This is a genomic window from Marmoricola sp. OAE513 (assembly GCF_040546585.1).
Taxonomy (GTDB): Bacteria; Actinomycetota; Actinomycetes; order Propionibacteriales; family Nocardioidaceae; genus Marmoricola.
The window spans coordinates 3,426,264-3,436,176 of the sequence record NZ_JBEPOC010000001.1 but is presented as its reverse complement, the minus strand read 5'-3'; the positions used below and the strand labels follow the sequence as shown (position 1 = coordinate 3,436,176).

The window sequence follows — 9,913 nt, the reverse complement described above, 5'->3', positions numbered from 1 at the left end:
GGTAGAGCACCGGCACGGTCCCGTGACGGTGCGCGCGAGGCCGGTCTTCGGACTTGTCGGGTCCCCTCGGCTGAAGGGCCTGATTTACCGCAGCGGGCCTGTGCCGGAATCTCACCGGCTTCCCAGATTCTCCCCGCCGACCGTCCTCACCGTTTCCGATGGCTGGGGCGTAGGGGCACCTCGTGCTGGGCCTCACGATAGCGTCTCGTCCCGTGCCTGCTGCCTCGCGTCCCAGTTCGCCGCCGTCGTTGACGGTGGTCGGGATCGGCGCGGACGGGTGGGACGGGTTGTCCCCCGCCGCGCGAGAGCTCGTGCTCGGCGCGGGCACGGTGCTCGGCGGGAGCCGGCACCTCGACCTGCTCCCCCCGGTCGCCGACCAGGACCGACGGCCGTGGCCCTCGCCGCTGCGCGACGGGCTACCCGCGCTGCTGGACGCAGTGACCCGCGCGCCGGTCGTGGCGCTGGCATCGGGCGACCCGCTGGTCTCCGGGATCGGAACGACGCTGGTCGACCTGCTCGGCAAGGACCGCGTCACCGTCGTCCCCGCCGTCTCGTCGGTCGCACTCGCTCGGGCCGAGCTGGGCTGGTCCGCCGAGTCGGTGGGCGTCGTCAGTTTGGTCGGGCGCGAGGAGACCCTGGTGCTGCGCGAGCTCGCACCGGGGCGACGCCTCCTGGTGCTGTCCTCGGACGAGAACACCCCGGCCGTGGTGGCCGAGCTGCTGGTCGCGGCCGGGTACGGCGACAGCCGCCTGACGGTGCTGGGCGATCTCGGCTCGGCGGCGGCCGCACGCATCGATGCCACCGCCGCGACCTGGACGGCATCCGCTCCCCGGCTGCACGTCCTCGCCCTCGATCTCGTCGGTCCGCACCTCGGCGGGTGGACGGCAGGACTGCCGGACGAGGCCTTCGAGCACGACGGTCAGCTCACCAAGCGCGACCTGCGCGCCTCCGCCCTCGCGCGGCTCGCCCCGACCCCAGGCGCCCATCTGTGGGACGTCGGCGCCGGCGCCGGTTCGGTGGCGATCGAGTGGATGCGGGCGCATGCCACGTGCACCGCGACCGCGGTCGAGGGCAACGAGGACCGGGCCAAGCGGATCGGCGTGAACGCCCGCACCCTCGGGGTCCCCGGGCTCGAGATCGTGCACGGACGCGCACCTGAGGCGCTGGTCGGCCTGCGAACTCCGGACGCCGTCTTCATCGGCGGCGGCGCCACGAACCCCGGGGTCATCGACGCGTGCTTGGCTGCCCTGCGCCCCGGCGGTCGGCTCGTGGTCCACGGCGTGACGCTGGAGACCGAGCAGGTGCTCGCGGCTCTGTACGCCGAGCACGGCGGCGAGCTGACCCGGATCTCCGTGGAGACCGCGACGCCGATCGGGGGCTACACCGGCTGGAAGCCGGCGCGCGCCGTCACCCAGTGGGCGTTCACCAGCCCAGGATGATTGAGGTGCAGCCGCGCTAGCGGGTGCCTCGAAATCTGGCGAGGGACTGCGCGAAGGTCACCGGGTTTCGAGGCGAGCGCCAGAGCGCTCGCACCTCAACCAACGGGAGGGCGGGCCTTCACCGACCGGTCGCGGGCGACGTCGTACAGGTAGGACTCGCCGCCGCGCTCGGGCTCCAGAGCCCGTCCGACCAGGATCACGGCAGCCTGCTTGAGCCCGGCTTGCGCGACGGCGACGGCGATCGTGCCGACGGTGCCGCGCAGGACGAGCTCGTCCGGCTGGCTCGCCCGGTACACGACCGCGACCGGGCAGTCATCCCCGTACTCGGGGGCGAGGTCGGTCATCAGCGCGCCAATCCGGGTGATCGCGAGGTGCAGCACCAGGGTGGCTCCGGTCGCGGCGAAGGCCGCGAGCGACTCGGTCTCGGGCATTGCGGTCGAGCGTGCCTGCGCGCGGGTCAGCACGACCGACTGGGCCACCAGCGGCACGGTGAGCTCGCGGCCGAGAACCGCAGCGGCGGCGGCGTACGCCGGAACGCCGGGGGTGACGTCCCACGGGACCCCGGCGGCGTCGAGACGGCGGGTCTGCTCGGCCAGTGCCGAGTACACCGACAGGTCGCCGGAAGCGAGCCTGACGACGTCCTTGCCGGCGGCATGCGCGGCGGCCAGGTGCTCGGTGATCTGGTCCAGGTCGAGGTCCTGGGTGTCGATGAGCTCGGCCGTCGGACTGACGTGGGTCAGCACGTCGGGGTCGAGGTAGGTACCCGGGTAGAGGACGACGTCAGCCGCGGCGAGCAGGCGGGTCGCGCGCACGGTGAGCAGGTCGGCGGCTCCCGGCCCTGCCCCCACGAAGTGCACCGTCACCGGACGTACCTCGGCGTCCACACCCCGGCCGGGCTGACACGCGTGCTCTCGGCGCCGATGATCAGCAGGCACTTCATGTCGATGCTCGCCGGGTCCAGCTCGGCGAGCGTGGTGACCGTGACCGACTCCTCGGCCCGTCCGACGTCGCGGCCGACGACCACGACCGTGTCGGGCTTGCGGTGCTCGAGCAACAGGTCCTGGGCGGTGGCGACCTGCTCGGTGCGCGAGCGCGACGCCGGGTTGTAGATCGCCAGCACCAGGTCGGCCTCCGCGATCGCACGCAGGCGTCGTTCGACGACCGACCACGGCTTCAGGCGGTCCGAGAGCGAGACCACGGCGAAGTCCGCGCCGATCGGGGCACCCGCCTTCGCGGCGACTGCCTGGACGGCGCTGACGCCGGGGAGCACGCGCACCGCGACACCCTCGTACGCCGGGTCCTCGGCCGCCTCGAACACGGCCGCCGCCATCCCGAACACTCCCGCGTCGCCGCCGGAGACGACGGCGACCTTCTCACCGGCCAGCGCCAGGTCGAGCGCGAACCGGGCGCGGTCGACCTCGACGGTGTTGCCCGACGCGTGCCGGGTCAGCCCGACGCGCTGCGGGACGCGCTCGACGTACGGGCCGTAGCCGACAACGTGGTCGACAGCGGCGAGCGCAGCGGTGACCTCGGGGGTGAGCCAGGCGTCGGGGCCGGGTCCGAGACCCACGACGAGGAGCTCGCCCCCGGCGGCGGACGGCGCGCTACCCCCGGTTGATCGAGCGCAGTCGAGATCCTGGTCTCGACTACGCTCGACCGACCTGGCGCCGGTGCGCAATCGGGCCACCCCGGTTGATCGAGCGCAGTAGAGATCCTCGTCTCGACCATGCTCGACCGACCTGGCGCCGGTACGCAACCGGGCCGCGGAGGACTCCCGTGCGGAGTCACCCGGCACCACGATCAGCGAGAAGTACGGCACCGAAGCGGGATCGACCTCCGCCACCGGGATCCAGCGCTCCTCGGGCTGAGAGGCGCGCTCGACGTACAGGGCTCCGTCGAGGCGACCGGCCTGCTCGAGCGCGCTGAGCACGGCCGGGAACGTCCGCCCGAGCTTCATGATCACGGCGGCGTCGGTGTCGGCCAGGCGCCGGGCGAGCTCGGGCTCGGGCAGCGTGCCGGGCAGCACCGTGAGCACGTCGTTCTGCCGGACCAGCGGTGCGGGCACGGTGGCCGTCGCGGCCGCGAACGCCGGGACGCCGGGGACGACCTCGACGTCGAACCGGTCGCGGAACCGGTCGAGCAGGTACATCGACGAGCCGTAGAAGAGCGGGTCCCCCTCGGCCAGCAGCACGACGTCCCGTCCGGCGTCGAGATGGGCCGCGAGCCGGGTCTCACACTCGTCGTAGAAGTCGGCGAGCGCGCCGACGTACCCGCCGGGGTGGTCGGTGCTGCCGGTGGTGACCGGGTAGCGCAGCTCCTCCTCGATCGCGTCGGCCGGGATCAGGTCGGCCGCGATCCGCCGAGCGTGCGAGGACTTCCGCACTCCGGCGTGGTAGGCGACGACCGGCGCGGCGGTGATCAGCCGCTCGGCCTTGCGGGTGATCAGCTCGGGGTCCCCGGGGCCGATGCCGACGACGTGGAAGCGCCCGGTCATTCGCGCTCCTGGGCCAGGGCGTTGAGCGCCGAGGACGTCATCGCCGAACCACCTCGTCGGCCGGTCACCGTCACGTACGGCAGGTCGATGCCGTGCTCGTCACGGAAATCGATCAGCGCCTGTTTGGACTCCGCAGCGCCGATGAAGCCGACCGGGCACCCGACGACCGCTGCCGGGCGCGGACCCCCGGCGAGGATCATCTCGAGCAGGTGGAACAGCGCCGTCGGGGCGTTGCCGATCGCGACGAGCGCGCCGTCGAGCACGGGCTCCCAGAGTGACACGGCCGCGGCGGTCCGGGTGGTCGCCCAGTCCTGCGCCAGCCCGGGGACGCGCGGATCGTTGAGGAAGCAGAGGACGTCGTTGTCCTTCGGCAGCCGGGCCCGGGTGACGCCGGTCGCGACCATCGTCGCGTCGCAGAGGATCGGCGCACCCGCCTCCAGCGCAGCGCGCGAGGCGCTCACCATCTGCGGGTGCACGACCAGGTCGCGGGCGAGGTCCACCTGCCCGCTGCCGTGGATCATCCGGACGGCGAGCTTCTCCGCGTCGGCCGGGACACCGGTCAGGTCGGCCTCGCGCCGGATGGTCGCGAACGAGTCGACGTAGATCGCCGGGCCGCTGTCGACGTACTCGTAGGCGCGGGGCGGACGTCGCAGGTCGAGCTGGGTCATCGGGTCTCCTGGGGGACGAGAACGCCGTGCCACGGCGTGACGATCAGGTGGTCGGAGCGGGCGGCCAGAGCCTCGACGGCGGCTCGGTCGAGGACCTCGGCCGCGACGTGCTCACCGCCCGCGACCTCGCCGTACGGGAGGGGCGCGAGCGGTGCGGGCAGGCGTGGGTCGGGTGCGTCGGGGCTAGTCAACGGCTCGGCCAGCTCGACGACGTGCCAGGGCGCTTCGGGACCGCTCCCCCGGCGTACGGCGAACTCGCGGGCGAGCCAGGCCAGACCGACCGCTGCCTCGTCGAGCGGGAGTACCGGACCCCACGCCTCGCCGACGCGGAGCTGCGCCGTCGTGTCGTCGAGGACCACCAGTCCGAGGTCGCACGAGCGCCCGACGAGGTCGCCACGTCCGTCGTCGAGCACGAACAGGAAGCGCCCCGACAGGTCGGCGAGCGTCGGGTCCTCGCAGACGGCCGCGTCCAGCTCGGCGGCGACGGGGCCCAGGTCGGCACGTCCTTCAGACAGGCCGGTCTGCGGCGAGACCAGCACGTTGCGGACCAGCTCGTGCGTGCGCGTCGGGAGCAGGCCGGTCGCCTCCAACGCCGCCAACGCCTCGGGCGTCAGCGCACCGTCGTCGCCGGGGAAAGCGCGCACCTGCAGGTTGGCGCGGGAGGTCAGGTGCACCCGACCGTCGCCGTACCTCTCGGCGGCCTCGACCAGGGCGAGCAGGGACGCTGCGGACACCTGACCGCCGATCAGCCGGAGCCGGACCAGCAGACCGTCCTCGGCCAGCCACGGCCGGAGCGCGCCTGGGCAGAGGTCACTGCGTCGACGAATTGCTGACACCGGGTACTACCTCACTGGCCAGGACTCTTGCGCGGAGTCACGTACGACCTGACGGCGATTGCCGTTAGGGCCAGCAGGTCTTCGGACTCGGGATCAACCGGTACGGAGCACCTTCCCGGAGCCAGGCTCCAGTGGCTGCGGTCTCCCGCGCGCTCCGCCCGTCACCCTCACCGCTGCGCGTCAGTCCCGGATTCTCACCGGGTTCCCTGACCCCACGTGTGGAGTACGACTGGCGCGGTGAGCCTACCCCGGCCGTCGGCGGCACCGACAGGTCAGGTCAGTCGTCGGCGAAGGACGTCTTGATCAACCGCCCGCACACCTGGGACTTCGGCGCGTGCCGCCACGTGCCTCCCGAGAGCCGGGTCAGGTAGGCGCAGGTGTAGGTCGTCTTGCCGCCGACGTCCATGTTGAGGTGCATGCCGTTGGCGGTCCACTTCCGCTCCTTGCGCACCTCCTTCAGCAGGGACGCGCGGGTGAGCTTCCCGCCGAGCTGCGAGGCGTTCTCGATGAACATGCGCATCGCCGACCAGGCGAACACCCCGAAGCTGCTCGGGTCGGCACCGGGACGGACCTGCTGCAACCAGGTCAGGTACAGCTTCATCTCGGCGTTGGGCTGGTTGAACATGCCGTGCGGCAGCGAGATCAGCGAACCGTCGCCGTTCGCGCCGACGCCCTCGGTGTACTCGCGCGTGTACTGCGTCTGCGAGAGCTGGTAGATCTCCGGCGTGAAGCCGGCATCGCGCATCGCGCGGGCCAGGCGGATGGCCTGCGGCGTGGCGGAGACGAAGTGCACGTACTTGATGCCCAGACCCTTCATCCGCTGGACGTACGGGCCGTAGTTGAAGTCAGCGGTGTCGATGCCCTGGATCATCTTCACCTTCCAGCCGGCGGCCTTCGCGACCTGGGCGTAGCCCTGCGCGAGGACCGGCGAGCCGCCGGTGTTGAGGTACAGGAAGGCCGCGTTCTCGCTCGCCGCCTTGTTCTCCTTGCGCATCTGCACGTAGGGGCCGATGCCGATGTAGCCGGTCCGCGAGCTCTGCATCGGGTAGCAGACGTTGCAGCGCACCCGCTCGTTCGACAGCGACACCGAGCGCAGGTCGGGGATGCCGCAGCGCTGTGCGGTCGACGCGCCGCCGGAGTCCAGGATCGAGACAGACCCGATCACGGCGAAGGCCTCCGAGCACGCTTTCTCGTAGGCGACGGTGTCGCCCGTCGCGTCGGTGCGACTGTCGTACTCGACCAGGCGCAGCGACCGGCCGCAGAGCTTGCTGGTCGCGTTGAAGTAGGCGATGTACGCGCGGACGCCGTCACGCGCCGCGGCGAACAGACCGGGGACCGGACCGCTGAGGTCGGAGGCGTTGGCGAGCACGATCTCCTTGTCGGTGACGCCGGTCTGGTTCTTCAGTCCGTCGCAGGGCCCTGCCCGGCCGGCTCCGGTCGGCGCGTTCACGCCGGTCCCGGTCGGCGGAGCAACCCCGTCGCCGTCCGAGGGATCGATCCCACCGGGGGTCGCCGGACCGTCAGCGGGAGCGTCCGGGTCGAGCGTCGTACCGGTCTCGCCGGTGGCGACCGGCTGGTCGCCGCTGGGTACGACGGTGTCGCCCGCCGGGGCGTCGCCGCGAGCCAGGTCGGCAAGATCCTGGTGCATCGCACGTGCCTTCTCCGGGGAAACCCGCGAGCCGCACGCCGTGACCAGCAGCGCCGCCGCCACGACCGCGACGAGCGCCGCTGAGGTCCGTCGTCCCTTGATCAGCACGCGCTGCTCCTTCGGGTAGGCCCCCGAGACGTGCCGGTGAGTGGCACGTTGCTGACCTAACTAGCGAGAACGCGTGGCGTTACGGGTATGGCGGGACCCGTTTCACTCGATACCGGCAGTCCTGTCGAGTCGTTGGAGCAGCTCGTGGGCCGCGATCTCGACCTTCTTGTGCCGCCACTCCGCGGCCCGGTAGACGCACGCGATCAGCCCGGAGCGGTGGACCCGGCGCAGGTCGCCGTACACGAACGCGTGCCGCGCCTTGGTGTCGTCGCTGGCCCCCACGGTGAGGCCCAGGTGCCAGGCGGCGTACTCGTCCCAGGTGTGCCGGGCGAGGAACCGGTTGCCGTCCTCGGCGTTCGGGGCGACCAACCCCCAGTCGCTCTCCAGGACGTACTGGTGCGCATCGATCAGGTCTCGCGCCTTAGCGACCGCGGCGTCGTTGACTTCGTAGCGGGCCATGACCTGGTCCTACCCAGGCTCCGCGGCCACGACGCACCTGATTCGTCCCGTGGTAGGAAACAAGGCGTGGACGAGCGACTCGACGACGGCAGGTACGACAAGGACGTCGATGTCGACGGCAAGCGCTACGCCATCACGGTCGTGCGCGACGGCGACTCCGTGCGCGGAGCCGGCCCGGGCAGCGACCCGCTGGACGCGTTCGTCTTCGATCCGATCCTCAAGCTGCTGACGAGCTCGCGGCGCCGCCGCGGCGACGGTTGGTCGGTCGGGGGTCGTGCGGGAGGATCGCGGTCGGCGCCGGGTCGTGCGCCGGGTGCGGGTGCGCACCGTGGCGGAGGCCGAGGCGGTTGTCCGGGCGCTCGAGGAGGAGGCGCGCACGGGTGCGTTCCTGAAGAGCCCGCACGTGAAGTGGTCGGCACCGAGCAACGGCTGAACCCTCCCCAGAACTGCTGCGCGGGCGCTACGGTGCCAGGCACTGCTCACCGGCCGTGCCCTAGGAGGCTTCATGGGTTTCCTCCAGCCCAACCTGCCCGACGTCGACCACGAGGTCTGGGGCAACCAGCCGCGCGCCGAACGCATCGTGCCGATGGCCAAGCACTTCGCCAGGCACGGCTTCGGTACGCCGGACGTGATGGTGATCTTCTACTTCGTGAAGATCCTGCTGTACGTGCTGGTCGGGTGGCTCCTGGTCCTGAGCACGCCGGGGATCGACGGCTTCACCGACTTCTCCTCCTGGTGGGAGAACCCGGTCGTGTTCTACAAGTTCGTGCTCTGGACGATGCTGTTCGAGGTACTCGGTCTCGGTTGCGGGTTCGGCCCGCTGAACCTGCGCTTCCTGCCGCCGCTCGGGTCGTTTCTGTACTGGCTGCGACCAAGCACGATCCGGCTGCCCCCGTGGCCGGGCAAGGTGCCGCTGACCCGTGGGGACAACCGCGGCCTGGTCGACGTCGCCCTGTACGCCGGCCTGGTCGGCACGTTGGCGTGGGCGATGTACGGCGGGCTCCCCCGCGAGCAGGTCGCGATCGTCCTGGGGTTGCTGCTCGCGATCGGTCTGCGCGACAAGACGATCTTCCTGGCCGCGCGGGGTGAGGTGTACGGCGCACTCGCGGTGACCTACCTGTTCGTCGCCGGCGACCAGGTCATCGGCGCGAAGCTGGTCCTGTTCGCGATCTGGTGGGGTGCGGCCACCTCCAAGATCAACAAGCACTTCCCTTTCGTGGTCGCGGCGATGATGAGCAACTCGCCGATGACTCGGATCGGGAACCTGCGGGAGAAGTTCCACCGCGACTACCCGACCGACCTGCGGCCGTCACGGTTGTCGGGGGCACTCGCCCACGGCGGCACCGTGGTGGAGTTCGGGGTGCCGATCGTGCTGCTGGTCAGCAACGGCGGGACGCTCACGACGGTGGCCGCGATCGTGATGATCTGCTTCCACCTCAACATCATCTCGAGCTTCCCGATGGGCGTGCCGCTGGAGTGGAACGTCTTCATGATCTGGGGCATCGTCACGATGTTCCTGGCGCACCCCACCGCGCACGTGAACGACCTCGCCGAGCCGGGGTGGGTGATCGGGTTGATGGTGCTCGTGCTCGGCACGGTGGTGATCGGCAACCTGCGGCCGGACAAGGTGTCCTTCCTTCCCGCGATGCGCTACTACGCCGGGAACTGGGCGACGACCACGTGGTGCTTCCGCGGCGACGCGCTCGAGCGGATCGAGGAGCGGGTCGAGAAGGTCGCGATGCTCCCGCACGCGCAGCTCACGAAGATCTACGGCTCCGAGCAGGAAGCGTTGATCCCGCTGCACATGGGCTACGCGTTCCGGGGGTTCCACACGCACGGGCGCGCGCTCTGGACGCTGGTCCCCCAGGCGTGCGGACCTGAGCACGAGGACTACTTCGTGATGGACGGCGAGATCCTCGCCGGCGTCGTGCTCGGCTGGAACTTCGGCGACGGGCACATGCACCACGAGCAGCTGATCGAAGCGCTGCAGAAGCGGTGCGACTTCCAGCCCGGCGACGTCCGGGTGGTGATCCTCGAGGCGCAGCCGTTCGGGAAGGACACCCAGGAGTACCGGCTCGTCGACGCCGCCACCGGCGAGCTCGAACGCGGACACGTGCTGGTCAGCGAGATGGTGGTGCGGCAACCGACGGACACCGACCTGCCGCTGTACCCGCACTGAGCCCGGTCATCGAGCTTGTCGAGTTGAGGTGCGGGGGTGGCTGGCGGTTGGGTGTCGTGAGGCTGTTGACGCTGTGCGTGGG

General features: G+C 71.1%; 9 protein-coding genes and 2 riboswitches. Of the genes, 3 read left to right on the top strand and 6 right to left on the bottom strand.

Going from position 1 to position 9,913, the window contains the following annotated elements:
• Positions 1–21 precede the first annotated feature (21 nt).
• A riboswitch (cobalamin riboswitch) is annotated at positions 22–164 on the bottom strand.
• 48 nt (positions 165–212) lie between these two features.
• Positions 213–1,439 carry a precorrin-6y C5,15-methyltransferase (decarboxylating) subunit CbiE gene (gene cbiE / locus ABIE44_RS17170; protein ID WP_209714677.1) on the top strand — a complete coding sequence of 409 codons (1,227 nt, stop codon included), beginning with the start codon at positions 213–215 and terminating at the stop codon, positions 1,437–1,439.
• A 95-nt stretch (positions 1,440–1,534) separates the two neighbouring features.
• Here the strand turns inward: cbiE and cobM are convergent, their stop codons facing one another.
• The 6 genes from cobM to ABIE44_RS17140 all read right to left on the bottom strand — a co-directional run bounded on the left by cobM (position 1,535) and on the right by ABIE44_RS17140 (position 7,652).
• Entirely contained in the window at positions 1,535–2,302 is a 768-nt protein-coding gene (gene cobM, locus ABIE44_RS17165) for a precorrin-4 C(11)-methyltransferase (protein WP_209714679.1), read from the bottom strand.
• A complete protein-coding gene (cobJ, locus tag ABIE44_RS17160) occupies positions 2,299–3,933 on the bottom strand; it encodes a precorrin-3B C(17)-methyltransferase (RefSeq protein WP_209714681.1) in 1,635 nt (544 codons plus the stop codon). Before cobJ ends, cobM begins: the two co-directional genes overlap by 4 nt.
• Complete coding sequence (locus ABIE44_RS17155; protein WP_209714683.1) at positions 3,930–4,601, bottom strand: precorrin-8X methylmutase; 672 nt, start codon at positions 4,599–4,601, stop codon at positions 3,930–3,932. The genes cobJ and ABIE44_RS17155 overlap by 4 nt, the downstream gene beginning before the upstream one ends.
• A complete protein-coding gene (locus ABIE44_RS17150) occupies positions 4,598–5,437 on the bottom strand; it encodes a ferredoxin-like domain-containing protein (protein ID WP_209714685.1) in 840 nt (279 codons plus the stop codon). The genes ABIE44_RS17155 and ABIE44_RS17150 overlap by 4 nt, the downstream gene beginning before the upstream one ends.
• Positions 5,438–5,492: 55 nt before the next feature.
• Positions 5,493–5,686: riboswitch (cobalamin riboswitch) on the bottom strand.
• 28 nt (positions 5,687–5,714) lie between these two features.
• Complete coding sequence (locus ABIE44_RS17145) at positions 5,715–7,193, bottom strand: ABC transporter substrate-binding protein (RefSeq protein ID WP_209714687.1); 1,479 nt, start codon at positions 7,191–7,193, stop codon at positions 5,715–5,717.
• Positions 7,194–7,295: 102 nt separating this feature from the next.
• Positions 7,296–7,652, bottom strand: a complete 357-nt coding sequence (locus ABIE44_RS17140; protein ID WP_209714689.1) for a hypothetical protein — start codon at positions 7,650–7,652, stop codon at positions 7,296–7,298.
• A 274-nt stretch (positions 7,653–7,926) separates the two neighbouring features.
• Between ABIE44_RS17140 and ABIE44_RS17135 the strand changes: the two genes are divergently transcribed.
• On the top strand, positions 7,927–8,085 hold the full coding sequence (locus tag ABIE44_RS17135; protein WP_354438228.1) for a hypothetical protein: 159 nt from the start codon (positions 7,927–7,929) through the stop codon (positions 8,083–8,085).
• Positions 8,086–8,157: 72 nt separating this feature from the next.
• The gene (locus ABIE44_RS17130; RefSeq protein WP_209714694.1) at positions 8,158–9,831 is read left to right on the top strand and encodes a DUF3556 domain-containing protein; all 1,674 of its coding nucleotides are present in this window, start codon (positions 8,158–8,160) and stop codon (positions 9,829–9,831) included.
• Positions 9,832–9,913 lie beyond the last annotated feature (82 nt).